Source organism: Delftia sp. 60, from assembly GCF_002754395.1.
GTDB classification, from domain to species: domain Bacteria; phylum Pseudomonadota; class Gammaproteobacteria; order Burkholderiales; family Burkholderiaceae_C; genus Comamonas; species Comamonas acidovorans.
The window spans coordinates 1,184,852-1,208,971 of record NZ_PEFD01000001.1; the positions used below are offsets into that span (position 1 = coordinate 1,184,852).

23 protein-coding genes are annotated in these 24,120 nt (G+C 69.3%); 9 read left to right on the forward strand and 14 right to left on the reverse strand.

All coding sequences use genetic code 11. The annotated features are described in order from the left end of the window. Positions 1-264 precede the first annotated feature (264 nt). Entirely contained in the window at positions 265-1,770 is a 1,506-nt protein-coding gene (locus tag CLV01_RS05440) for a DASS family sodium-coupled anion symporter (protein ID WP_099734824.1), read from the forward strand. Between the two features lie 12 nt (positions 1,771-1,782). Here the strand turns inward: CLV01_RS05440 and CLV01_RS05445 are convergent, their stop codons facing one another. Genes CLV01_RS05445 through CLV01_RS05475 form a run of 7 tightly spaced genes read right to left on the reverse strand, consistent with a single transcriptional unit; the run spans position 1,783 to position 9,454 of the window. Continuing rightward, the gene (locus CLV01_RS05445; RefSeq protein ID WP_099734823.1) at positions 1,783-2,370 is read right to left on the reverse strand and encodes an alkylhydroperoxidase domain protein; all 588 of its coding nucleotides are present in this window, start codon (positions 2,368-2,370) and stop codon (positions 1,783-1,785) included. After that, complete coding sequence (locus tag CLV01_RS05450) at positions 2,367-3,062, reverse strand: CMD domain protein (protein WP_099734822.1); 696 nt, start codon at positions 3,060-3,062, stop codon at positions 2,367-2,369. The genes CLV01_RS05445 and CLV01_RS05450 overlap by 4 nt, the downstream gene beginning before the upstream one ends. Next, entirely contained in the window at positions 3,059-4,189 is a 1,131-nt protein-coding gene (locus tag CLV01_RS05455; RefSeq protein WP_099734821.1) for a putative FMN-dependent luciferase-like monooxygenase, read from the reverse strand. The genes CLV01_RS05450 and CLV01_RS05455 overlap by 4 nt, the downstream gene beginning before the upstream one ends. Continuing rightward, positions 4,170-5,861, reverse strand: coding sequence for a dipeptide ABC transporter ATP-binding protein (locus tag CLV01_RS05460; RefSeq protein ID WP_099734820.1), 1,692 nt, complete (start codon positions 5,859-5,861; stop codon positions 4,170-4,172). The genes CLV01_RS05455 and CLV01_RS05460 overlap by 20 nt, the downstream gene beginning before the upstream one ends. Further along, the gene (locus CLV01_RS05465; RefSeq protein WP_099734819.1) at positions 5,858-6,808 is read right to left on the reverse strand and encodes an ABC transporter permease; all 951 of its coding nucleotides are present in this window, start codon (positions 6,806-6,808) and stop codon (positions 5,858-5,860) included. The genes CLV01_RS05460 and CLV01_RS05465 overlap by 4 nt, the downstream gene beginning before the upstream one ends. Further along, entirely contained in the window at positions 6,805-7,752 is a 948-nt protein-coding gene (locus CLV01_RS05470; protein WP_099734818.1) for an ABC transporter permease, read from the reverse strand. The genes CLV01_RS05465 and CLV01_RS05470 overlap by 4 nt, the downstream gene beginning before the upstream one ends. A 28-nt stretch (positions 7,753-7,780) precedes the next feature. Then, positions 7,781-9,454, reverse strand: a complete 1,674-nt coding sequence (locus tag CLV01_RS05475; protein WP_099734817.1) for a TIGR04028 family ABC transporter substrate-binding protein — start codon at positions 9,452-9,454, stop codon at positions 7,781-7,783. Between the two features lie 252 nt (positions 9,455-9,706). Here CLV01_RS05475 and CLV01_RS05480 point away from each other — a divergent pair, with 252 nt between their 5' ends. The 3 genes from CLV01_RS05480 to CLV01_RS05490 all read left to right on the forward strand — a co-directional run bounded on the left by CLV01_RS05480 (position 9,707) and on the right by CLV01_RS05490 (position 12,496). Continuing rightward, complete coding sequence (locus CLV01_RS05480) at positions 9,707-10,258, forward strand: OsmC family protein (RefSeq protein WP_013804436.1); 552 nt, start codon at positions 9,707-9,709, stop codon at positions 10,256-10,258. A 25-nt stretch (positions 10,259-10,283) separates the two neighbouring features. Further along, positions 10,284-11,123: a VOC family protein gene (locus tag CLV01_RS05485; protein ID WP_099734816.1), complete on the forward strand. Its 840-nt coding sequence runs from the start codon at positions 10,284-10,286 to the stop codon at positions 11,121-11,123. Between the two features lie 116 nt (positions 11,124-11,239). Then, positions 11,240-12,496, forward strand: coding sequence for an Hsp70 family protein (locus tag CLV01_RS05490; protein WP_043783186.1), 1,257 nt, complete (start codon positions 11,240-11,242; stop codon positions 12,494-12,496). On the opposite strand, the gene rsmI is transcribed toward CLV01_RS05490, so the two are convergent. Continuing rightward, complete coding sequence (gene rsmI, locus CLV01_RS05495; protein WP_099734815.1) at positions 12,497-13,438, reverse strand: 16S rRNA (cytidine(1402)-2'-O)-methyltransferase; 942 nt, start codon at positions 13,436-13,438, stop codon at positions 12,497-12,499. Between rsmI and CLV01_RS05500 the strand changes: the two genes are divergently transcribed. From CLV01_RS05500 to CLV01_RS05510, 3 genes are all read left to right on the forward strand, one after another. Next, positions 13,438-13,854, forward strand: a complete 417-nt coding sequence (locus tag CLV01_RS05500) for a YraN family protein (protein WP_043820402.1) — start codon at positions 13,438-13,440, stop codon at positions 13,852-13,854. The two genes, rsmI and CLV01_RS05500, sit on opposite strands and share 1 nt — an antisense overlap. A 73-nt stretch (positions 13,855-13,927) precedes the next feature. After that, positions 13,928-14,536: an SIS domain-containing protein gene (locus CLV01_RS05505; protein ID WP_012202994.1), complete on the forward strand. Its 609-nt coding sequence runs from the start codon at positions 13,928-13,930 to the stop codon at positions 14,534-14,536. After that, positions 14,533-15,264: a BON domain-containing protein gene (locus tag CLV01_RS05510; RefSeq protein ID WP_063327425.1), complete on the forward strand. Its 732-nt coding sequence runs from the start codon at positions 14,533-14,535 to the stop codon at positions 15,262-15,264. The genes CLV01_RS05505 and CLV01_RS05510 overlap by 4 nt, the downstream gene beginning before the upstream one ends. A 199-nt stretch (positions 15,265-15,463) precedes the next feature. Here the strand turns inward: CLV01_RS05510 and CLV01_RS05515 are convergent, their stop codons facing one another. The 4 genes from CLV01_RS05515 to CLV01_RS05530 all read right to left on the reverse strand — a co-directional run bounded on the left by CLV01_RS05515 (position 15,464) and on the right by CLV01_RS05530 (position 19,461). Further along, complete coding sequence (locus CLV01_RS05515) at positions 15,464-16,375, reverse strand: NAD(P)-dependent oxidoreductase (RefSeq protein ID WP_013804430.1); 912 nt, start codon at positions 16,373-16,375, stop codon at positions 15,464-15,466. 124 nt (positions 16,376-16,499) lie between these two features. Next, positions 16,500-17,636, reverse strand: coding sequence for a PilT/PilU family type 4a pilus ATPase (locus CLV01_RS05520; protein ID WP_012202997.1), 1,137 nt, complete (start codon positions 17,634-17,636; stop codon positions 16,500-16,502). Between the two features lie 117 nt (positions 17,637-17,753). Beyond that, complete coding sequence (locus CLV01_RS05525; RefSeq protein WP_012202998.1) at positions 17,754-18,386, reverse strand: cyclic nucleotide-binding domain-containing protein; 633 nt, start codon at positions 18,384-18,386, stop codon at positions 17,754-17,756. Between the two features lie 31 nt (positions 18,387-18,417). After that, complete coding sequence (locus CLV01_RS05530; protein ID WP_012202999.1) at positions 18,418-19,461, reverse strand: type IV pilus twitching motility protein PilT; 1,044 nt, start codon at positions 19,459-19,461, stop codon at positions 18,418-18,420. A 37-nt stretch (positions 19,462-19,498) separates the two neighbouring features. Here CLV01_RS05530 and CLV01_RS05535 point away from each other — a divergent pair, with 37 nt between their 5' ends. Further along, positions 19,499-20,224, forward strand: coding sequence for a YggS family pyridoxal phosphate-dependent enzyme (locus CLV01_RS05535; RefSeq protein WP_099734814.1), 726 nt, complete (start codon positions 19,499-19,501; stop codon positions 20,222-20,224). 29 nt (positions 20,225-20,253) lie between these two features. Here the strand turns inward: CLV01_RS05535 and CLV01_RS05540 are convergent, their stop codons facing one another. After that, positions 20,254-21,537 (reverse strand): branched-chain amino acid ABC transporter substrate-binding protein, encoded by a 1,284-nt coding sequence (locus CLV01_RS05540; RefSeq protein ID WP_099734813.1) that lies wholly within the window; start codon positions 21,535-21,537, stop codon positions 20,254-20,256. A gap of 26 nt (positions 21,538-21,563) precedes the next feature. Continuing rightward, positions 21,564-22,286 carry a TetR/AcrR family transcriptional regulator gene (locus CLV01_RS05545; RefSeq protein ID WP_099734812.1) on the reverse strand — a complete coding sequence of 241 codons (723 nt, stop codon included), beginning with the start codon at positions 22,284-22,286 and terminating at the stop codon, positions 21,564-21,566. A 159-nt stretch (positions 22,287-22,445) separates the two neighbouring features. Between CLV01_RS05545 and CLV01_RS05550 the strand changes: the two genes are divergently transcribed. Continuing rightward, on the forward strand, positions 22,446-24,044 hold the full coding sequence (locus CLV01_RS05550; protein ID WP_099734811.1) for an AMP-binding protein: 1,599 nt from the start codon (positions 22,446-22,448) through the stop codon (positions 24,042-24,044). The last annotated feature ends 76 nt before the right edge of the window (positions 24,045-24,120 follow it).

A 24,120-nucleotide genomic window follows, 5' to 3' on the forward strand; every position in this document is an offset into this window, starting at 1 on the left:
GTACACCGGGGCGAAAGGCACCCGGTCTGGGGATGCTGTCATGTGAGCGGGGCTCGGTGGCCTGGGTCGCCAGGTTTACTGGCCCGGCCTTGATGCCTGTCAAACTTCGGTGGCGCAGGCGCCCGCTGGAAGCCGGGCTCATGCTGCACTGCATCATGATGTCAGTCATGCGGCGCGGCCGCCAGTGCCCGTGCAGGCTGGTGGGCTTTTGCTCCCGGCAGGCCATGCTCTCTCGGCGCCGCTCCGGCAACGCAAAGGATCCACATGCTCGAGAAGATCGCCTCGCTGTTCCGCTATTTCAAGGCGGCCGTGCCGTTCCGGCTGGTGCCGGCACTGATTGCCACCGCCGTGCTGTTCGGCCTGCTGCTGATGCCCGTGCCTGAGGGGCTGACGCCCAAGGGCTGGCAGCTGGTCGCCATTTTCCTGACCACCATCGTGGCCATCATCCTCAAGGTCATGCCCATCGGCGTGATGGCCTTGATGGCCATCGTCATCGTCTCGCTGTCCCAGGTCACCTCCGGCTCGTCCAAGGGTGCCATCACCGATGCGCTGAGCAGCTTTGCCAGCCCGCTGATCTGGCTGATCGTGGTGGCCATCCTGATCTCGCGCGGCCTCAAGAAGACGGGGCTGGGCAGCCGCATCGGCCTGATGTTCATCGCCCTGCTGGGCAAGCGCACCATCGGCATCGGCTACGGCCTGGCGATCTGCGAGCTGGTGCTGGCACCGTTCACGCCCAGCAACACGGCGCGCGGCGGCGGCATCGTGCACCCGATCATGAAGTCCATCGCCAATGCCTTCGAGTCGGACCCGGCCAAGGGCACGCAGGGCAAGGTGGGCACCTACCTGGCCCTGGTCAACTACCACGCCAATCCCATCACCTCGGCCATGTTCCTGACCGCCACCGCGCCCAACCCGCTGGTGGTGGATTTCGTGGCCAAGGCCACGGGCCAGGCCCTGCACCTGAGCTGGACCACCTGGGCGCTGTACATGCTGCTGCCGGGCCTGCTGTGCCTGCTGCTGATGCCGCTGGTGATCTACCTGCTGTCGCCGCCCGAGCTCAAGGCCACGCCCAATGCCGTGGAGTACGCGCGCAGCGAGATGGCGCGCATGGGGCCGCTGTCGGGCAAGGAGCGCGTGATGCTGGGCACCTTCGGCCTGATGCTGCTGCTGTGGGCCAACGTGCCGCAGATGCTGTTCGGCCCGGCCTTCGTGCTGGACCCCACCGTGGTCGCCTTCCTGGGCCTGTTCGTGCTGATCATCACGGGCACCATCGACTGGGATGACGTGCTGTCCGAGAAAAGCGCCTGGGATACCCTGGTGTGGTTCGGCGCCCTGGTCATGCTGGCCGAGCAGCTCAACAAGCTCGGCGTGGTGTCCTGGTTTGCCGTGGGCATGAAGAACGCCATCGTCGCCAGCGGCCTGGACTGGCTGCCGGTGGCGGCCATCCTGGTGGGCGTGTTCGTGTTCTCGCACTACCTGTTCGCCAGCACCACGGCCCACATCAGCGCGATGATGCTGGCCTTCCTGACCGTGGGCGCGCAGCTGATTCCGGCCGACTATGTCGTGCCCTTCATGCTGATGATGACGGCCGGCTCGGCCATCATGATGACGCTGACCCACTACGCCACCGGCACTTCGCCCATCATCTTCGGCAGCGGCTACGTCACGCTTGGCAACTGGTGGCGCGTGGGTGCGGCCATGTGCATGATCGAACTGCTGATCTTTGCCGTGGTCGGCAGTGTCTGGTGGAAGCTGCTGGGCCTGTGGTGAGGGCGGGCGCCCTCAAGCCGTGGTCCGTGACTCGCCCAGCGACAGCATGAGCCGGTTGGCCCAGTTGAAGAAGGCCGTGCCGTGCAGCACATCGGAGATGGCGGCATCGTCCAGGCCTGCGGTGCGCAGCGCATCGATGTGGGCGGGCTCCAGCGCAGGCGGCGTCTGGGTCAGCGCCACGGCCGCCGTGACGATGGCGTTCCAGCGCGGCCCCAGGTCCGTGCCCGGGCCTTCGTCGAGCAGGCGCTGCACGTCGCCTCCCCTGCGCGAGAAGTGCGTGGCAAAGCGTGCGTGGACCGAGGCGCAGTAGATGCAGCCATTGGCGCGCGAGGTGGCCGCAGCGGCCAGCTCGCGCTCGGCGCGCGGCAGGCCGGCGTCAGGGTTGTAGAAGATGTCCTTGTCGGTGCGCGTGCGCGCGCCCAGCGTGTCGGGGTCGCGCGCCAGCAGACGGAAGTAGGGCGACTGCGCGCGTGAGGCATCGACCAGGCCTGCATGGTGGCGTTCTGTCAGCTCGCTTTCGTCCAGCGGCTCAATCCATGGCAGCCAGTCGAGTTGTTCCTGGGTGAAGACCTGGGGAGCGGCGGAGTTCGTTGAGGTCATGGCTGGGCTTGCAGGGTGTTGGGTTGATGGGCTGCCTGGGGCGCGGGGCGTGCAGCCAGCACGCGCAACCCCGCCACGACGCGGATCTGGAAGGACAGGAAGGACGCCAGCTGGGACAGGATGACGATGTCCGTCTCGCTCCAGCCCGCCTGTTGCAGCGCCTGCAGGGCCCCGGCGCTGGCGTCGCGCGGGTGGTAGGCCAGCAGGTGGGCATGGGCCAGCGCCGCGGCCAGGCGCGGACCCAGCAGTGCGGCGTGGGCCGGGTCCACGGCATAGGCGGGGCCGGGCTGGTCCTCGCGGCTCAGCGGGCCTGCCGGGTAGCTGCCGTAGGGGCCGTGCGGGCCGCTGCCGGCCTGCAGGCTCTGGGCGCGGCCACGCACCACTTCGGACGCCACCACGGCGGCCAGTTCCGCATCCTCGGTGGCCAGCGCGCGTGTATAGAAGACGGCGCTGCGCGGCTCGCCATGCAGCCCGGCCGTGAAGGCGGCCAGGGCCAGCCGCTCGCGCAGCGAGACCGTGCCGGGCACGGGCTCGGCGGGCGTGAACAGGGCGGCAAAGCTTTGCTGGGCCTGCGTGCGTGCCTCGGAGCGGTGGCGGCGCACGCGGTCCAGGGCGCTGCCGGGGGTGATGTCGGCGAGGTGGTCGATCACGTCGCCGGGAAAGCGGGGCGTTGCGGTGGTGTTCATGGTCATGCGGCTTGCAGCAGTCCGGCCCGGACTGCGGGGAGGGAAGAGGGCGCTGGGGTGGACGTGGATGTGGACTCATCGGCACGGCGCCAGCCCAGGGCCGGGGCCACATGGGCGGCCGTCAGTTCGATGGAGCGCAGGATGGCGTTGTGCGGCGGGTCGATGGAATGCACCTGGAAGACGATGTCGCTCACGCGCGCCAGCGCCGTGTCGGCGCGCAGCGAGGCGATGACCTCGTCGGGCGTGCCCACATGCACGTCGTAGGCGGCGATGAGATCGGCCAGCGGCGCCTGCGGATCGACGCGGGCCGCCCACTGCGAGGGCTGGGCCGCATGGCGCAGGGCCACGCGGCGCAGGCCGGCCTCGGCCCAGCGCAGCGCCTCGTCTCGGCGGTCGGCCACGAACAGCGTGCGCGAGCCCAGGATGCGCGGCGCCCGCCCCGCGGGCAGGCGGGCAAGGTAGGCGTCGATGATGGGGTTCTGGATCTCGGACAGCGTGGCCTGCGGCGCGCCTTCGGGCCGTGGCTGGGTGCGCGACAGCATCAGGCCGTCGCCGTTGGCCCCGGCCCGCGCACCGCCCTCGGCCGAGAACGTGGCCTGCCAGACGCGCTCCAGCAGCTGCGGCGCGGCCGGGTACAGGCGCACGCCACCGGCCAGCGCGCGCCCGGCCCAGGCGTCCTGCAGCACGCCGAAGTTGCGTGCGAAGACGGCGCCGCGCTCGGCGCCCTGCACGCCAAAGGCCTCGAAGGATTCGGCCGTGCCGCCCGTGCCCAGGCCCACCTCCAGGCGGCCGCCGGTCAGCAGGTCCAGCACGGCCGCGTCCTCGGCCACGCGCAGCGCGTTTTCCAGCGGCAGCGTGATCACGCCCGTGCCGATGCGGATGCGCCGCGTGCGCGCCGCCACATGGGCCAGAAAGACGAAGGGCGAGGGCAGGCCGCCCTCGCTTTCATGGAAATGGTGCTGGGCCACCCAGGCCGAGTCGAAGCCCTGGGCCTCGGCATGGGCGATCTGCTCGGCCACCAGACGGTAGCGTTCGCCGGCCGGCACATCGTCGAGCAGGCGGCTGAAGAAGCCCAGGCGCGGGCCGCTGCGGGGGGTGGCGCCAGCGTGTGTGTCAGGCGGTATGAGGGACAAAATCAATGCTCCTTTTGCCGGGAATGGCGTCCATGAGTTCACGCGTGTAGTCGCTGGTGGGGCGCAGGAACACTTCCTCCACGCTGCCCGCGTCCACCACCCGGCCCGCGCGCAGCACCGACACCGTGTCGGCGATCTGGCGCACCACGGCAAGGTCGTGCGAGATGAAGAGATAGGTCAGCCCCAGGTCCTGCTGCAGCTGGGCGAGCAGGGCGAGGATCTGCGCCTGCACCGTCACGTCCAGGGCCGATACGGCCTCGTCCAGCACCAGCACCTGCGGCTGCAGCACCAGGGCGCGCGCAATCGCCACGCGCTGGCGCTGGCCGCCCGACAGCGCATGCGGGCGCCGCTGCAGCACGGCGGCCGGCAGGCCCACGCGCTCCAGCATGTCGTGCACGCGCCGGCGGCGCTCATCGGCCGGCAGCGGGTCGAAGTTCAGCAGGGGCTCCTCGATGATGTCGAACACGCTCTGGCGCGGGTCCAGAGAACTGAACGGGTTCTGGTAGACCAGCTGCACGCGGCGGCGCAGCTGGCGCAGGGCCTCGCCGCGCAGGCCCGTGACCTCGGTGCCTTCGATGCGGATGCGGCCCGCCGTGGGCCGGCCCAGGCCCACGATGGCGCGGATGGTGGTGGTCTTGCCCGAGCCCGACTCGCCCACGATGGCATGTGTGCTGCCCCGGCGCACGCGCAGCGACACGCCGTCCACGGCGCGGAAGATGCCGCGCCCGTGGGCCGAGGCATGGCCGGGCGCCGCGAACTCGTGCACCAGGTCCTCGACCTCGATGGCCCAGTCATCGGCCGTGGCGGGCCTTGGCGTGCGGCGCGGCGCGGGCGCCAGCGAAGGCGCATCGGCCAGCAGCCGCCGCGTATAGGCGCTTTGCGGATTGCGCAGCAGCTCCAGCGTGGGACCCTGCTCCTGGATGCGGCCGCCCTGCATGACGACCAGGCGGTGCGAGCGGTCGGCCGCCACGCCCAGGTCATGCGTGACCAGCAGCACGGCCGTGCCGGTCTCGCGGCGCAGCGCGTCGATCAGGTCCAGGATGCGCCGCTGCACGGTCACGTCCAGCGCGCTGGTGGGCTCGTCGGCAATGATGAGGGCGGGCCGCAGCGCGATGGCGATGGCGATCAGCACGCGCTGGCGCATGCCGCCCGACAGTTCGTGCGGATACTGGCGTGCGCGCAGCGCGGGCTGGGACAGGCCCACGCGGGCCAGCAGCTCCAGCACGCGCGCCTCCACGGCCGTGCGGTCGCGCAGGCCGTGGATGCGCAGGATCTCGCCCACCTGGTCGCCCACCGTGCGCACGGGGTTCAGCGACATGGTGGGGTCCTGCGGCACCAGGCTGACCACGCGGCCGCGGATGGCGTTCCAGCGTGCGGCCGGCCACTCCGAAACCTCGGTGCCCTGCAGGCGGATGCTGCCGTGCTCGCGGTGGCCGTTGTCGGCCAAAAGGCCGATCACGGCCTGGGCCGTGGTGGTCTTGCCCGAGCCCGATTCGCCGACCAGGGCCACCACCTCGCCCGGCGCCACGGAAAACGACACGCCGTGCACCACGCGCTGTGCCTGGCCTGCGGCATCGCGGTAGGCCACGGCCAGGTCCTGCACTTCGAGCACGGGGGCGGTCGTTGCCACCGCTGGTGCGGCGTGGATGCGTTCCTCGATGGCGGCGCTCATGCAGGCCTCCGTGCGAAGGCCGTGGCGATGCGGTTGGCCGCCAGCACCACGGCCACCACGATCAGGCCCGGCGCCGTGGTCAGCCACCAGGCGGTGGCGATGTAGTTGCGGCCTTCGGCGATCAGCAGCCCCCATTCGGGCGTGGGCGGCGGCGCGCCGTAGCCCAGAAAACCCAGGGTGGAAATCGCAAGGATCGCCGAGCCGAACTGCAGCGCCGCCATGGCGATGACCGACGTCAGCGAGTTGGGCAGCACATGGCGCCACAGCACGGCGGCAAAGCGCCCGCCGCTGCCAAAGGCGGCCTCCACGTAGTCGGAGCGGCGCACACGCACCACCTCCGAGCGCACCAGGCGCGCGAAGCTGGCCACCGAGACCACGCCCACGGCAATGGCCGCGTTGATGGTGCCAAAGCCCAGCACGATGATGATGGTCAGCGACAGCAGCAGCGAAGGCACGGCCAGCAGCACATCGACCAGGCGCATCAGCGCATCTTCCGTGCGCCCGCCCGTGGCCCCGGCCAGCAGGCCGATCAGCGTGCCCACGGCCAGGCCCACGCCCACGGCCACGAAGGCGCCCGACAGCGAATGCACGGCGCCATGCACCACGCGCGCCCACAGGTCGCGCCCCAGCGCGTCCGTGCCCAGCCAGTGCGCGGCGCTGGGCGCCAGCAACTGCTGGCCGGCCTGGCCCGCGATCGGGTTCTGGTGGGCAAACCAGCCGGGCGCCAGCGCCCACAGCGCGGCCACGGCAATCACCAGCCAGGCCAGGGCCAGCGTGGGCGGCAGGCGTTTCAGGGATTGCAGGCCGGCAGGCAAGGCGAAGCTGCGGCGCGGGGCGGCTGGCGCAGGGGCCAGGGACGACGCTGGCAGCGCCGTGGGAGTAGGAGTGGGGGGCGCGGCCTGGGCATCCAGGGCCGGGGAAAGAGCGCTTGAGACGGCAGTGTTCATGGCCGGTTCTCCACGGAATGGCGCAGGCGCGGATCAAGCAGCGGGTACAGCAGATCCACGGCGAGGTTGATGAGTACGAAGGCGGCGGCCGAGACGACCACCACGGCCTGGAGCACGGCCGTGTCCTGGTTGCCCACGGCCTGCTGGGTCAGCGTGCCCAGGCCATTGAGGCCGAACACGGCCTCCGTCACCACGGCGCCGGCCAGCAGCTCGCCGAACAGCACGCCGGCAATGGTCAGCGTGGGCAGCAGGGCATTGCGTGCCACATGGCGCAGCAGCACCCAGCGGCGCGAGGCGCCCTTGGCCCGTGCCACGGCCACGAAGGGCTGGGCCAGCACGGCGTCGATATTGCGCAGCAGCACCTGGGCCAGCGGCGCCGAGATCGGCACGGCCAGGGTCAGCGTGGGCAGCACCAGTCCTTCCCAGGGGCCGGGATTGATCACGGCGATCCAGCCCAGGCGGAACGACACCACCTGGATCAGCATGATCCCCAGCCAGAACACGGGCACCGAGACAAAGACCGAGGGCAGTGCATACAGCGCGTTGCGCAGCCAGGACAGGGGCGCCAGGCTGGCGGCCGCCGCCAGCGCAACGGCCAGCAGCGCGGCTGCGGCAAAGCCCAGGGCCGCGAGCTTGAGCGTGGGCGGCAGGCTGGTGGCCAGGCCCTGGCTCACCGGCACGCCGGCCTGCAGCGAATAGCCGAAGTGGCCCGTGAGGAACTGGCCCAGCGTGTGCAGGTACTGCTGCCACACGGGTTGGTCCGAGCCGTAGGCGGCGCGGATGTCGGCGATCTCCTGCGGGCCCAGGCCCAGCTCGGGGTTCAGGAACTTGATCAGCACGGCATCGCCCGGCAGCAGCTGCAGCAGGATGAACGAGACCGTGAAGGCCGCCCACAGCACCAGGGCGGCCTGGGCGATGCGGCTGAGCAGATAGCGGCGCGGCATGGGAGCGGTTCCTCAGAGAACGTTCCGGTCAGCGCCTGGCCAGCCAGGTGCTGTAGAAGCTGGGCCGGCCCACGGCCTCGAAGCCCACGTCGCGCACCCAGCCCGCGCCCGCAAAGGCCTGGGGTTCCTCGAAGATGGGGATCACATAGGCCTGGTCGATCAGGTAGTTCTGCACCTCGCCGGCCAGCGCCAGGCGCCTGGCGGCATCGGTCTCGGCCGCGATGGCGTCGAACAGGCCGTTGAGCCTGGTGTCCTCGAAGGACTTGACCTTCTGGCTCACGCCGCCCTTTTGCAGCAGCACGTTGCGGTTGGTCGGGTAGTAGTTGCTCTTGATCACGTCGGGATCGGCGCGGCCCACCATGCCGGGCAGCACGCCGGTCTTGTCGGGGTCCAGCGTGTCCACCGCGCGGCTGCCCGCGTCGCCCGACAGCACGTTGAGCTTGACGCCGATGCGCGCCCACTGCTGGGCCACGAGCTGCAGCGTCTCCTTGTTCTGCGGCTGGGGCAGGGACTCGTAGGTGGAGAGCACGAAATCGCGGCCGTCCTTCTGGCGCAGGCCGTTGGCGCCCAGCGTCCAGCCGGCCTCGTCCAGCAGCTGTTTCGCCTTGGCCTCGTCATAGGCCAGCTTGGCCGACAGGTCCACGAAGCCGGCCGCCGTGGAGGCAATCACCGAGCGCGCCTGCGGATAGCGCGGCGAGAACAGCGTCTCCACGATCTCCTTGGCATTGGTGCCGTGCAGCAGGGCCTGGCGCACCTTGAGATCGGCCACCAGGGCGTTGTCCGGGCGGATGGCCACGCTGTTGTTCACGCCGCGCGTGGGCGGGGCGTAGATGCTGAACTTCTGGTCCTCGACGCGCTTTTCGTCATAGGCCTGGATCTGGCGGATCAGCCCGGCCTGCCCGGCCAGCAGCGCGCCGATGCGCACGCTGTCCTCGGGCGTGACGATGAACTTCACCTCGTCCAGCCGCGCGCGGCCCTGGTGGGCCAGCTTGGCGGGACCCCAGGCATAGTCCTTGCGCACCTTGAGCACCAGCTCCTTGCCCAGCGTCTCGCTGGCCACCACGAAGGGGCCGGAGCCGATGATGCGCGTGGCGTCGCCCAGCTCCTCGAAGGGGCGGTCCAGCGTGGCCGGCGAGACCAGGCCCGAGCCGATCACCGAAGTGCCCTGCAGAAAGCCCGGCGAAGGCTTCCTGAAGAAGAACTTCACCGTCAGCGGGTCGACCACCTCGCTGCGCTCGTAGTTGTTGATCACCTCGGACACCGGCTGCTTGAGCGCCTTGTTGCCCAGGCCATAGGTGTCGAAGTTGCGCGCCACGGCCGCCGCGTCCAGCGGCGTGCCGTCGGAGAAGGTGACGCCGGGCCGCAGCTTGAAGCGGTACTCGGTGGCGTTGGCATTCACGGTCCAGGACTCGGCGATCCAGGGCTGGATCTCCAGCGTCTTCGGGTCCTGGTAGGTCAGCTTGTCGGTGATCTGGTTGAGCACGCCGCCGTTGGGATAAAAGCCTCCGGCCGGCGGATAGAGGTTGGTATGGGCCTGCTGCTCCAGGTAGACCAGGGTGCCGCCTTCCACGGGGCCGGCAGCCGCGCCCGCCTGGGCCGTATCGGCCTGCCTGGAGCACGCCGCCAGCAGCAGGCTGCTGCCCGCCAATACCGCTATCGCGGCCTTCCATGCCACCTGAGCCGCCTTCGATTGGGAAAACACGTTCGTACCTCGCCGCCGCTGGGGCGCTGAAAAACAAGACTGCCGGCCACAGGACCGGCTCCATGTTTTTCATGCTATCGATGCCAAATATTTGCGCTCATATATCGAGTTGCATCGTTATTTGGAAAACGACTAAGGGATGGGAGCCCCCGCATATCTGCCCAGTGCATAAGCGCAGACGGATTCGTTTGTTTGCCGCGCATGCGGCGGTCCCAACAATGGGCTGGTACTTCCTTCACCGAAAGCCCGTCCATGAGCCATCTCAACGAATACCTCGCCGAAAAGCGCGCCGCCGTGCTCGCCCGCAGCGCCGCCGTCGCGGCCGGCACGGCACAGCCCGCCCACCTCAAGGCCCATGTGCGCGCCGAGGGCCGCAGCGGCGTGCGCCGCCTGCGCATCCGCGAGCACCAGGTCATCAGCGACAGCCCGCCCGACTTCGCGGGCTACAACCTCGGCCCCAGCTCGCCCGAGCTGCAGCTGGGCGTGCTGGGCACCTGCGTCACCCACATCTTTCTGATCCAGGCGGCCGAGCGCCAGGTGCCCGTGGAGAGCCTGGAGGTCGAGGTCACGGGCATCATCGATCCGCGCGGCGGCAAGCCCGGCCACGAGGCCACGCCCATCTGGCCGCATGAGATCGGCTACACCGTGCACATCGACTCGCCCGCCAGCCGCGCCGAGATCGATGCGCTGTTCGAGGCCGTGGAGCGCACCTGCCCCATCCTCAACCTGCTGCGCAATCCGCAGAACATCCGCGCCGAAGTGCGCCACACCGACTCCAGCGCCGCCGCGCGCCTGGCAGCCTGAACACCGTGCGGAAAGCACCCCTGCCATGACCCTGCCACTCGACCACATCGTCATCGCGGTCCAGGACCTGGAACGCACCATTGCCGACTACACCGCGCTGGGCTTCAACGTGCTGCGCGGCGGCGAGCATCCGGGCCGCTCCACGCACAACGCCCTGGTGGTGTTTGCCGACGGCGCCTACTTTGAACTCATTGCCTGGCGGGCGCCCGCGCCCGAGGAGCGCTGGTGGCAGCAGCTGCAGCGCCATGGCGAGGGCATTGTCGATTTCGCGCTGCTGCCCACCGAGACCGGTGCCGTGGTCGCCGCCGCCCAGGCGCGCGGCCTGGACTACGAGGCGCCCTACGAAGGCGGCCGCGTGCGCCCCGACGGCGCGCAGCTGCGCTGGCGCAATGCACGCGCCCGCAGCCAGGACCTGCCCTTTCTCTGCGGCGACCTCACGCCGCGCGCCCTGCGCGTGCCCGAGGGCGATGCACGCGTGCACCCCAACGGCGCCACCGGCGTGGCCCGGCTGTACGTGGCCGTGCATGACCTGCGCGCCAGCCTGGCACGCTGGCGCGCGCTGCTGGGCGAGGGCGCCGACATTGGCGAGGCCCGGCTGTCGGACGACGGCAGCGCCTACCGCGCATCGCTGAGGCTGGGCGCCACTGCGCTGGGCGCCACCGCGCTGGTGCTGGCTGCGCCCGCCCAGGGCGTTGCCACGGGCACCCTGGGCCACCGTCTGGCCACGCGCGGTGAAGGCCCTTATGCCATCGAGCTGCAGGTACGCCAGCCCGCGTCTGCGCTGGCGCTGGACGAGACCGCCACGCATGGCGCGCGCATCGTGCTGGCCCAGGTTTCTCCGGCCAGGGAAACCGCCGCCGCCTAGGCGAAATGCGTGGGCGCTAGAATGGCGCCCCGCTGACACCCATGCCCACCCCGGTGGGCGTTTTCGTTGCAGCTGCGGCCTCCCTTGAGGGGCGCCGCGGCGCGGCGCTGCTTGCCATGACGACTGCTTCCACTCCTGCCACGCTGGGCATAGATTTCGGTACCTCCAACTCCGCCATGGCCTGGCGCGCCCCCGGCCAGACCGCACGCCTGCTGCCGCTGGAGGGCGATGCCTGCGGCATGCCCACGGCGCTGTTCTTCCATACGGACGAGCACAGCACCCACTTCGGGCGCGACGCCATGGCCCAGTACCTGGACGGCGAGCCGGGCCGGCTGATGCGCTCCCTCAAAAGCCTGCTGGGCAGTGCGCTGCTGCAGGAAAAGACGGCGGTGCACGACCAGTTCGTGAGCTACCAGGACATCATCGGCCTGTTCCTGCGCCGCGTGGCCGACCGGGCGCGTGCCTCGCTGGACGGCCGCCTGCCCGAGCGCGTGGTGCTGGGCCGGCCCGTGCATTTCGTGGACGACCATCCCGAGCGCGACCGCCAGGCGCAGCAGGCCCTGGCCGATGCCGCGCGCGCCGCAGGCCTGGGCGAAGTGGATTTCCAGATGGAGCCCATTGCCGCAGCGCTGGACTACGAGCAGCGCCTCACGCAGGAATCCGTGGTGCTGGTGGTGGACATCGGCGGCGGTACCTCCGACTTCACCGTCGTGCGCCTGGGCCCCGAGCAGGCCGGCCGCAGCGACCGCCGCGACGACATCCTGGCCACCAGCGGCGTGCACATCGGCGGCACGGACTTCGACCACCGGCTCAACCTGGCCCAGCTCATGCCGCTGCTGGGCTACCGGCACATCGGCCCCAGCGGCCGCGAAGTGCCCAGCCGCGTGTTCTTCGACCTCTCGACCTGGCACCTGATCCAGTGGCTGTACTCGCCCAAGGCCCTGGCCGAGGCGCGCAACCTGCGCACCGACTACAGCGACCAGCGCCTGCACAAGCGCCTGATGGAAGTGCTGGAACTGCGCGAAGGCCACCGCCTGGCCGCCGTGGTGGAGCAGGCCAAGATCGAGGCCTCCACGCGCCATGCCGAAGCGGCCATCGAGCTGGGCTGGCTGGAATCGGGCCTGTCCGCCGCCATCTCGCCCGAGGTGCTGCACGAGCAGCTGCAAGGCCCCCTGCAACAGGTCGTGGCCTGCGCCCAGGACTGCCTGCGCCTGGCCGGCGTGGCGCCCCAGGCGCTGGACGCCATCTACCTCACGGGCGGCTCATCGGCCCTGCGCACGCTGCGCGATGCGCTGCGCGAGGCCTTCCCGGGCGTGCCGCAGGTCGAGGGCGACCTGTTCGGTGGCGTGGCCACCGGCCTCGCGTATGCCTGATCAATCCGCGTCGCCGTGCTCCTCGGCGGCCTGCTTGATCGCCAGCGCGGCGTCATAGAGGCGGTTGCGCGGTGCGCCCGTGATCTCGGCGGCCAGGCGCACGGCGGTCTTGGTGGGCAGTTCGGCCAGCAGCAGGCGCAGCACGCGCAGGGCGTCGGCGTCGGCCTCATCGCCACCCAGGGCCACCGGGTGCAGCACCACGGCGAATTCGCCCTTGCTGCGCTGGGGCACGGCCTGCAGCCAGGCCGGCAGCGCGCTGGCGGGCATGGTGGCAATGTCCTCGAACTGCTTGGTGATCTCGCGTGCCAGCGTCACCGGGCGCTCGCCCAGCGTGGCCAGGGCGGCGGCCAGGTCGGCAATGCGGTGGGGCGCCTCCAGCAGCACGGTGCAGCGCGGCTGCAGGGCCAGTTGCTGCACGGCGGCCAGGCGCTCGGCCGACTTGGTGGGCAGAAAGCCTGCGAAGACGAAACCTCCCTCGCCCTGCGAAGGCGTGACCGCACCGGCCACGCTGATGGCGGCCGTGATGCTGCTGGCGCCGGGCAGCGGAATGCAGCGCAGGCCCGCGGCCTGCACGGCTGCGCACAGGCGTGCGCCGGGGTCGCTGACCCCGGGCGTGCCCGCATCGCTGACATAGGCGATGCGCTGGCCCTGCTGCAGCCGCGCCACGATCTGCTGGGCCGCCTCGGCCTCGTTGTGCTGGTGCACGGCCAGCAGCTGGCTGCCGGGCCGGTCCAGCCCATAGGAGCGCAGCAGGCCCTGCGTGTGGCGCGTGTCCTCGCAGGCCACGCAGTCCACCAGCTGCAGCACATGCAGGGCGCGCAGGCTGATGTCGGCCAGGTTGCCGATGGGAGTGGCCACCACGTAGAGGGCGCCCTGCGGATAATGCTGGGATGCCGCAGCATCCTTGGCTGCGCCCAGCGCGGTGGCGAAAGAGGTAGTCAATGGGTTTCCTTGCGAAAAAGCCGGCAGGCGCGGGGCCGTCTGCCCTCACGACCCGGCATCGGGGCCAGCAGGCCGAGGATGCGGCGTTGGCCCATCTGCAGGCGGCCGGCCTGCGTCTGGTCGAGCGCAATTATCGGACGCCGGGCCGCGGCGGCGGCGAGATCGACCTCATCGTGCAGGCGCGCGACGGCACCGTGGTCTTCGTCGAGGTGCGCAGCCGTGGCACGCGCGCCTTCGGCGGTGCCGGCGCCAGCATCGGTGCCACCAAGCAGCGGCGCATCGTATTTGCGGCGCGCCACTACCTGATGCGCTGGTCCGCGCCGCCGCCGTGCCGCTTCGACGTGGTGCTGGTCGAGCCCGGCGCCGGGCCCTCCGTGCAGTGGCTGCAGGCCGCCTTTGACGCCGAAGGCGCCTGATCCGTTACCGCTGCAGCACAAATAACGCCTGGCTACGAAAGACTTCAAGGGCGGCAGTTATCATCGGGCCTCCATGCTTGAGCAACGTATCCAACAGCATTTCATCGACAGCGCCGACCTGAAATACCAGGCCGCCCAGGCGCTGAGCCAGCCCATTGCGGCGGCAGTGCAGGCCATGCTGGCCTGCGTGACCAGTGGCGGCAAGGTTCTGGCCTGCGGCGCAGGCGCCTCTGCCAGCGATGCCCAACTCTTCGCCGCCCTGTGCGTGGCCGGCTTCGAACGCGACCGGCCCGAGCTGGCTGCCGTGGCCCTGGTCTCCGACGGCGGCCTGCTGGGCACCGTGGGCGCCACGGGCTCGGGCGGCAACGCCACCCAGTACCTGGCGCGCCAGATACGCGCCCTGGGCCAGCCCGGCGACCTGCTGCTGGTGCTGTCCGCCACGGGCAACGACGTGGCCGTGCTGGAGGCCCTGGATGCCGCCCATGAGCGCGACATGATGGCCGTGGTGCTGACCGGCCGCACGGGAGGCTCCCTGGCCGGCCGCGTGCGCGAGACCGATGTTCTGATCTGCGTGCCGCACGACCGTGCGGCGCGCGTGCGCGAAACCCATACGCTGGTGCTGCACTGCCTGTGCGACGGCGTGGATGCCCAGTTACTTGGTGAACAGGAGATGCCTCTATGAAGTTCCGTTGGTCCCGCGCCGCCTGCGGTGTGCTCGCCGTCGCGTCCCTGGGCGCCGCCCTGTCGGGCTGCGTCGCCCTGGTGGGCGGCAGCGCCGTGATGGCCGGCATGTCGGTGGCGGACCGCCGCACCACCGGCACCCAGGTGGAAGACCAGGGCATCGAGCTGCGCGCCAACAACCGCATCGCCGAAGTGCTGGGCGACAAGGCCCATGTCAACGTCACCAGCTACAACCGCCAGGTGCTGCTGACCGGCGAGGCCGGCAACGAGGCCGACCGCCAGACCATCGAGAAGCTCGTGCGCGAGCAGCCCACGGTGCGCAATGTCTTCAACGAAGTGGTGGTGGCTCCCTTCACCTCCACGCTGAGCCAGCGCTCCAAGGACACGCTGATCACCACCCAGGTCAAGGCCAGCCTGCTGGACGCCAAGGACATCCAGGCCTCTGCCTTCAAGGTCGTGACCGAGAACAAGGTCGTCTTCCTGATGGGCATCGTCACCCCGCGCGAAGCCAAGCGCGGCGCCGAGATTGCACGCGGCATCAACGACGTGACCAAGGTCGTGCGCGTGGTGGAAGTCATCTCCGAGGACGAACTGGCCCGCATGCAGCCCCAGTCTGCCCCCGTGGTCACCGACGACTCCGGCAAGGCCGCCGCAGCCAGCGCTCCCACCAGCCTCTCGGAAAGCAGCCTGTCCACCCCCGCAGGCGCCACCGCCACCCCGGTGAAGTGATCACCGCCGCCTGAAAGCAAAAGCCGGAACATGTTCCGGCTTTTTGTTTTGGACATAGGAAGATCTCGTTCCTCAGGGCATAGCACTTGAATCTGGCAGGGCCTAAAGCCAGGGACACCAAGCAAGGGCCGCCCCGCAGCGATGGTGTCGTCCCCCTCCCTTGCGAAGCAAGTAGAGAGGGGGAAGCGGCGTAAGCCGCTCAGGGGGTGAGCCTCTTGATGAGGCTGGAGGTATCCCAGCGCCTGCCGCCCATCTGCTGCACATCGGCATAGAACTGGTCCACCAGGGCCGTGACGGGCAAACGGGCGCCATTGCGCTGGGCTTCGGCCAGCACCAGGCCCAGGTCCTTGCGCATCCAGTCCACGGCAAAGCCGAAGTCGAACTTGCCTTCGGCCATGGTGCGGCCACGGTTGTCCATCTGCCAGCTCTGGGCGGCGCCCTTGCCGATGACATCGAGCACGCTGGGAATGTCCAGTCCCGCACGCTGGCCGAAGGCGATGGCCTCGGACAGGCCCTGGACCAGGCCCGCGATGCAGATCTGGTTGACCATCTTGGTGAGCTGGCCGGCGCCGCTGTCGCCCATCAGCGTGCAGGCGCGCGAGAAGGCCATGGCCACGGGCTGCATGGTGGCGAAGGCGGCCTGGTCGCCGCCGCACATCACGGTGAGCTGGCCGTTCTGGGCGCCGGCCTGGCCGCCCGAGACGGGTGCGTCGATGAACTGCAGGCCCAGCTCCAGCCCGGCCGCATGCAGCTCGCGCGCGACTTCGGCCGATGCCGTCGTGTGGTCGGCGAAGATGGCGCCGCGGCGCATGCCCGCGAAGGCACCGTCCGGGCCCAGCACGACCGAGCGCAGGTCATCGTCATTGCCCACGCAGCTGAACACGATGTCGGCGCCGGCCACGGCCTCACGCGGCGTGGCCGCATGGCCGCCGTTGAACTCCTCGCACCAGGCGCGGGCCTTGGCCGGCGTGCGGTTGTAGACCGTGACGCGGTGGCCCGCCGTGGCCAGGTGGCCGGCCATGGGGTAGCCCATGACGCCCAGCCCGAGGAAGGCCACGGAAAGAGGGGCGGTGTCCGCATAGCTGCGGGCGGCGATGGAGGAGTCGGACATGGAAGCAATCCTGAGAGGTGGTGGAGGCGGGTGGCGCAGGGCCGCGTCCGGCGCGGCCCTGGAAGGAGCCGGCATGCCGGCTCAGCGCACTGAAGGCGCGGTCAGGGCGTGCATGGCACGCCCCTCAGACGATGGCGAAATGCTCGGTGCCCGCCGCCAGGTCCAGCGACTTGGCGCGCTGGCTGCCCAGCTTGATCTGCAGCCGCAGGTCGTTGACCGAGTCGGCATTGCGCAGTGCATCCTCGTAGGTGACCAGGTTGGACTCGAACAGGTCGAACAGCGCCTGGTCGAAGGTCTGCATGCCCAGGTTGCGGCTTTTCTTCATGATCTCCTTGATCTCGGTGACCTCGCCCTTGAAGATCAGGTCGGAGATCAGCGGCGAGTTGAGCATCACCTCGATGGCGGCCACGCGGCCCTTGCTGTCCTGCTTGGGCAGCAGGCGCTGGGAGACCATGGCGCGCAGGTTCAGCGACAGGTCCATCAACAGCTGCGGGCGGCGGTCCTCGGGGAAGAAGTTGACGATGCGGTCCAGCGCCTGGTTGGCGCTGTTGGCGTGCAGCGTGGCCAGGCACAGGTGGCCGGTTTCCGAGAAGGCGATGGCGTGCTCCATGGTCTCGCGGTCGCGGATTTCGCCCATCAGGATCACGTCCGGCGCCTGGCGCAGGGAGTTCTTGAGCGCCGCGTCCCAGCTGTCCGTGTCCAGGCCCACTTCGCGCTGCGTGACCACGCAGTTCTTGTGCGGGTGCACGAATTCGATGGGGTCCTCGATGGTCACGATATGGCCGTAGGAGCTCTCGTTGCGCCAGTCCACCATGGCGGCCAGCGTGGTGGATTTGCCCGAGCCCGTGGCGCCGACCAGGATGCACAGGCCGCGCTTGGTCATGGCCACCTCCTTGAGCACCTGGGGCACGCCCAGGCTGTCGATGGTGGGCAGGGCCAGCGGAATCGTCCGCATCACCATGCCCACGCGGCCCTGCTGGATGAAGGCGTTGACGCGAAAGCGCCCTATGCCCGGCGGCGAGATGGCGAAGTTGCACTCCTTGGTGCGCTCGAAATCGGCGATCTGCTTGTCGCTCATGACCGAGCGCGCCAGCGTCAGCGTGTGCACGGGCGACAGCGGCTGCGGCGACACCTTGGTGATGCGCCCGTCGATCTTGATCGCCGGCGGGAATTCCGCCGTGATGAACAAGTCGCTGCCGTTGCGGCTGACCATGAGCTTGAGCAGGTCGTTGATGAACTTGGTGGCCTGATCTCTTTCCATTGCCGTATTCCCCCGGGCATTGCGCGCCGTTGTGGCGCGCAGGTTGTTTTGTTATTTGCAGGTAGGCCGGTCCGGCCCGCAGGGGCCAGGCGTCCTCATATTCAACTCACTCACTGTCTATGTGTGCTGCTCTTCGCCCAGGCGCACGCTGATGGCGCGCAGCCGGAACGAGAGCTTGCGCGCCAGCAGCGCCATCAGCTTGGCGGCCAGCGCGGCGTCCTTGGCCATCATCTCGTCCAGCGCCTCGGCGCTGAGCACGCCGATCTCGCAGTCGGTCAGCGTGGTGCAGCTGGAAAAGCGCGGCCCGCCGTCCAGCAGGGACATCTCGCCCAGGATGTCGCCGGGCCGCGTCTGCGCCAGGCGCATGCGCTCGCCCCAGGGCTGCTGGCGCTCCACGGCGATCTGGCCGGACAGCACCACGGCCATGAAGCTGCCGTTCTCCTCCTGGCGGATCACGTCGCGTTGCGGTGCCACGGCCGCGTAGATGAAGTATTCACTGAGCCGCTGCAGGCTGGCCGCATCCAGCTGGCCCAGGTAGCGGTCGCGCGACCACAGCTGCTCCAGCTGGCCGCCGCCGCCGCGCGGCAGCCGCGTGGCCCCGACCTCGATGGCGCGCGCCTCCCAGGGAACGGGAGGAGTGTGCGGGTCCATGAAGCCATGCGCCGCCAGCGTGGTCGTGAAGAAGGCCGACTCGGAGGCCGGGGCCGAAGGCTCCTGGCCGCTTCGCAGCTTGCGGAAAATGCTTTTCATGGCGCGTAGCGAGAGGCTGGGCGGGTGGCGGTCAGCCCGGGAAGTTGTCCGGTATCTTGGCCTTGGCGCGGGCTTCCGCGGGGCTGATCAGGTTGCGCCGCACCAGATCGGTCAGGTTCTGGTCCAGCGTCTGCATGCCCACATTCTGACTCGTCTGGATGGTGGAGTACATCTGGGCCACCTTGGCCTCGCGTATCAGGTTGCGGATGGCGCTGGTGCCCAGCATGATTTCGTGGGCCGCGATGCGGCCCTGGCCGTCCTTGGTCTTGCACAGCGTCTGCGAGATCACGGCCTGCAGCGATTCGGAGAGCATGGCGCGCACCATCTCCTTTTCCTCGGCGGGGAAGACGTCGATGATGCGGTCGATGGTCTTGGCGGCGCTGGAGGTGTGCAGGGTGCCGAAGACCAGGTGGCCCGTCTCGGCCGCGGTCATGGCCAGGCGGATGGTTTCCAGGTCACGCATTTCGCCCACCAGGATGGCGTCCGGGTCCTCGCGCAGCGCCGAGCGCAGGGCGGCCGAGAACGACTGCGTCATCGGCCCGACTTCACGCTGGTTGATCAGGCACTTCTTGGAGTCGTGCACGAATTCGATGGGGTCCTCCACCGTCAGGATGTGCCCGTACTCGGTCTCGTTGAGGTGGTTGACCATGCCGGCCAGCGTGGTGGACTTGCCCGAGCCCGTGGGGCCGGTCACCAGCACCAGGCCGCGCGGCTTCAGGGCCAGGTCGCCGAAGATGCGCGGCGCGTTGAGCTGCTCCAGCGTCAGGATCTTGCTGGGAATGGTCCGGAAGACAGCGGCCGCGCCCCGGTACTGGTTGAAGGCGTTGACACGAAAGCGCGCCAGCCCCTCGATCTCGAACGAGAAGTCCACCTCCAGGAACTCTTCGTAGGCCTTGCGCTGGGAGTCGCTCATGATGTCGTAGACCATGGCGTGGACCGTCTTGTGGTCCAGCGGATCGACATTGATGCGGCGCACATCGCCGTGCACACGGATCATCGGCGGCAGCCCCGCGGACAGGTGCAGGTCGGAGGCCTTGTTCTTGACGCTGAATGCCAGCAATTGGGTGATGTCCACGGAGTTCGCTCCCTCGTTTGGTACGCTGGCGGCAATTATGACGACGATTGAAAACAAGCTTCAACAGATTCACGAACGGATTGCCTCGGCCTGCGCGCAGGCGGGCAGGGCGTCCGGCTCGGTGCAATTGCTGTCCGTCTCCAAGACCTTCGGCGCCGACGCCGTGCGCGAGGCCGTGCTGGCCGGCGAGCGCAGCTTCGGCGAGAACTACATCCAGGAGGGCGTGGAAAAGATCGCCGCCGTGCGCGCCATGGGCCTGCCGGGTGGCGAGGCCCTGCAATGGCATTGCATAGGCCCCATCCAGAGCAACAAGACGCGCCTGGTGGCCGAGCATTTCGACTGGGCCCAGACCGTGGACCGCCTGAAGATCGCCGAGCGCCTGTCGGCCCAGCGCCCCGAGGGCCTGGCGCCACTGCAGGTCTGCATCCAGCTGAACGTGGATGGCGGCGAGACCAAGGCCGGCGTGGCGCCGCAGCAGGCGCTGGAGCTGGCCGCCGCCATCGTGCAGCTGCCGCGCCTGGCGCTGCGCGGCGTGATGAGCATTCCCGACGATGCGCCGGGCTTCGAGGCCCAGCGCGAGGTGCATGCCCGCGCCACGGCCGTCTTCGAACAGATCCGCGCCAGCGGCCTGCCGGGGCTGGAGCGCTTCGACACGGTATCCATGGGAATGACCGGCGATCTGGAAGCGGCCGTGGCCGCAGGCAGCACGATGGTGCGCGTGGGCAGCGGTATCTTTGGCCAACGCAACTACGCCCCGCGCTGAGCGGGGCGTAGCTGGCGGGATGTTCAGCCTCAGCGGCTGCCGGGCCGCTTCATCTGGCAGTCCGTGGGCAATTCCACCTGCTCGGGCGTGTAGACAGCATCGGTGCGAAAGCCGTAGTTTGTGCCTTCCCAACCGGCCTTGACCAGCTTGCCGTCCACGGGCGCGATGGTGTTGACCACCTGGGGCAGCAGCAGTTGGTGGTCCTTGCCGCGCATGCGTACGGGGCCGACCACGGTGTCCATCTGCAAATCCTCCATGGCCAGCGCGATCTTCACGGGTTCGGTGGACTGTGCCTTGGCCATGGCGGCGGCCAGCATGCGCGGCACCAGGTCCATGCGCGGTGCCAGGAAGTCCTTGCCCATGCGGGCCTTGTATTCCTGGGCGCGGGCGTCGGCCAGCGGGCGGCCGGCCTGGCCCGGGTGCCATTCGGCCACCCAGGTCAGCTGGCCGATGCGGGTCTGGGCGAAGGATGTCACCGTGCCCGGCATGCCGCCCGCGCTGTGGTTGAAGTAGCGCAGGTCATAGCCCGAGTCGGCGGCCGACTTGAGCAGCAGGGTCAGGTCCTGGCCCCAGTTGCCCGTGATCACCGAGTCCGCACCCGTTTCCTTGATCTTGGCCACATAGGGCGCGAAGTCCTTGACCCGGCCTATGGGGTGGAGCATCTCGCCCGTGAACTGGATGTCGGGCCGGGCCGCGCTCACCATCTGGCGCCCGTAGGCCGCCCACTGCTTGCCGTGGGCGTAGTCCTGGTTGAGCAGGTAGACCTTGCGGATGCCCGGCTGGGTCTTGATGTAGCTGGCAATCGCCTGCATGCGCATGGCGGTGTTGGCATCGAACATGAAATGCCAGAAGCTGCAGGCCTTGCCCGTCAGCTCGGGGTCGATGGAGGAATGGTTGAGCACCAGCACCTCCTTGCCCGGATTGCGCTGGTTGTGGCGCGATGCCGCCTGCACCAGCGCCGCCACCACCGAAGAGCCCGAACCTCCCGTCACCACCACGCGCGCGCCCTGGTCGATGGCTGCCTGCAGCGCGGCCTGGCTTTCCTGGGCCGAGAGCTTGCTGTCGAACTGCAGCAGCTGCAGCTTCGCGCCGTTGAACAGCCCGCCCTTGGCGTTCACGTCCTCGACCGCGTATTGCACATGGTCGCGCATCAGCTCGCCTGTGCTGACGAAGGGGCCGGACAGCGGATCGATGAAGGCGATCTTGAAGGTCTCGCCGCCCTGGGCGTGGGCGGCCGTGGCGCACAGCAGGGCGGCGGCGAGAACGATGGATGGTTGGGAATATCGTCGGATGCAATGGCGGCGGATCGGCATGTCTTGTCTCCTCGAAGGAATGGTCGTCAGTCTTTGCCGGGCGGCTCGGCTCGGGGCCGGCTGCGCCGTGCAGGCGTCTTTTTCGCGGGGGATGCGGCAATGGCTGCGGGCGCGGTGGCTGGCGCCGTGCGCAGGCCCAGCACGCGGCTGGCCAGCTCGGTCAGCTCGGCCACCATCTCGGCCGTGCCCAGGCGGCCGCCGGGGCGGTACCAGTTGTAGAGAAAGCCCGGCAGGCTGCAGGCGGCCTGGGCGGTGATGCGTGTCTCGCGAAAGTCCAGGTGGCCGCTGGCGCGGCCTTCTTCGAGCAGCGCGCAGAACTGGCGGTAGAACTGGCGCGCCAGCGTGCGCGAGGCCTTCATGTACGCAGGGCTGAAGGCCTGGGGCTCGCGGTAGGGAAAGAAGGCCGCCGGATAGTGGGCAATGGTGGCCGCGATCAGCCGCTGCAGGCCGTCCACGGCCTTCTCGTGCGCGGCGCGCGCATCGTCGGCCGCGAAGTCCAGCACCGTGAAGCAGGCCTCGGTGGGCGCCCAGCACAGGGTCTCGAAGATCTCCTGCTTGTTGCGGAAGTAGTAGTAGACGAAGGGCTTGGTCACGCCCAGGGCCTGGACGATCTGCTCCATCGTGGTGTTGGCGTAGCCGTTGCGGTCGAACAGGGCCTCGGCCGCCTTGAGGATGCGTTCGCGCTTTTCATCGGAGCCGGCCGTGGGAAGGCGCTGGCGGCCGCGCGGGGTGACAGGGGGCTTGGGCATGCGGGAAATCTCGTGTCGCGTCGGTGGCTGCGATGGTTATACCGATGGGTAGCAATGTTCTACCAGCGGGTATATATTGGCAAGCCGCTGGACCCCAAAACAAATCAAGGCTATCCCTTAGGACTGGTTCCGGGATGGCCAGACACCCAGGAGACAAGCATGGCGGATTCCGAGACCCTCATTCCCCTGCATGAGGCCCTGCGCCGCAATGCGCGCAACCACCCCGGCCGCGACGCCTACATCTGGTATGGCCGCCACATCAGCTGGGCCGAGGTGGATGCGGCCAGCGACGCCTTTGCCGCGCGGCTGCAGGCGCTGGGCGTGGGCCGGGGAGAGCCCGTGGCGCTGTTCATGAACAACTGCCCGCAGTACATCGTGGCGCACTACGGCATCCAGAAGGTCGGCGCCATCGTCTGCCCCTGCGGGCCGCTGAACAAGGAGCATGAGCTGCAATACCAGCTCGATGACCTCAAGGCCCGCGTCATCGTCGCGGCCGATGTGCTGCTGCCCGTGGTGGACAAGGTGCGCGCCAGCACGGCGCTCAGGCATGTGCTGGCCGTGTGCTATGGCGACTGGCTTCCTGAATCGGCCACGCTGGCGCTGCCGCCCGAACTGCAGGCCCCCGTGCAGCCGCTGCCCGAGGGCGTGGAATCGTTCTGGGATGTCATGCACAGCGGCGCCAAGCCCGTGCCCGTCGATGTCGCCATGGACGATGTCTCGCTGATGACCTATACCTCGGGCACCACGGGCCTGCCCAAGGGCGCCATGCTCAGCTACGGCAACGCGGCCAGCAAGACGGCCGGCGCCTCCAGCGCCACGGGCGTGAATGCCGGGGACATGCTGCTGGCCGTGGCGCCGCTCTATCACATTGCCGGCATGTCCATGGGCGTGAACATGCCCGTGCACAGCGGCGCCACCTGCGTGCTGCTGCACCGCTTCGACCCGCTGGCCGTGGCCCAGGCGCTGGAGCGCTACCGCGTGACCTGGTGGTACAGCATCGCGCCCATGAACGTGGCCGTGATGCAGCTGCCGGGCGTGGAGGCCATGGACTTTTCCGCGCTGCGCCGCAACACGGTGACCAGCTTCGGCATTGCCTACACCGAGGAGCTGGCGCGGCAGTGGAAGCGCTTCACCCCGAACTGCATCTCCAGCGAGGCGGCCTATGGCCTGAGCGAGACCCATACCATGGACACATCCATGCCCGGCGACGCCATCCGCTGGGGCACGCACGGCAAGCCGCTGCCGGGCAACGAGGTGCGCATCATCGACCCCGAGACCGGCGAGCCGCTGCCGGCCGGCGAAGTGGGCGAGATCACCATCCGCGGCCCCGGCAACTTCAAGGGCTACTGGAACAAGCCCGAGGCCACGGCCAGGACCCTGAAGAACGGCTGGGTGCACACGGGCGACATGGGCCGCATCGACGCCGATGGCTACCTGACCTTCATCGGCCGCTTCAAGGAAATGATCAAGGTCTCGGGCTACAGCGTCTTCCCCGAGGAGGTGGAGGCCATCCTCATCAAGCACCCGGCCGTGGCCCAGGCCGCCGTGATCGGTGTGCCCGACCCGCAAAAGGGCGAGGTCGTGCGCGCCTTCATCGTCACGCGGCCGGGCCAGCAGATCGCGGCCGAGGACCTGGTGCAGTGGTCGCGCGAGAACATGGCCAGCTACAAGGCGCCGCGCGAGGTGCGTTTCATCGAGGCGCTGCCCGCCACCGGCGCAGGCAAGGTGCTGCGCAGGATGTTGAAAGACACCCCCTGAGTCGCTTCGCGCCTTCCCCCTCTCTACCCGCTTCGCGGGGGAGGGGGACGACACCTTCGGTGCGGGGCGGCCCTTC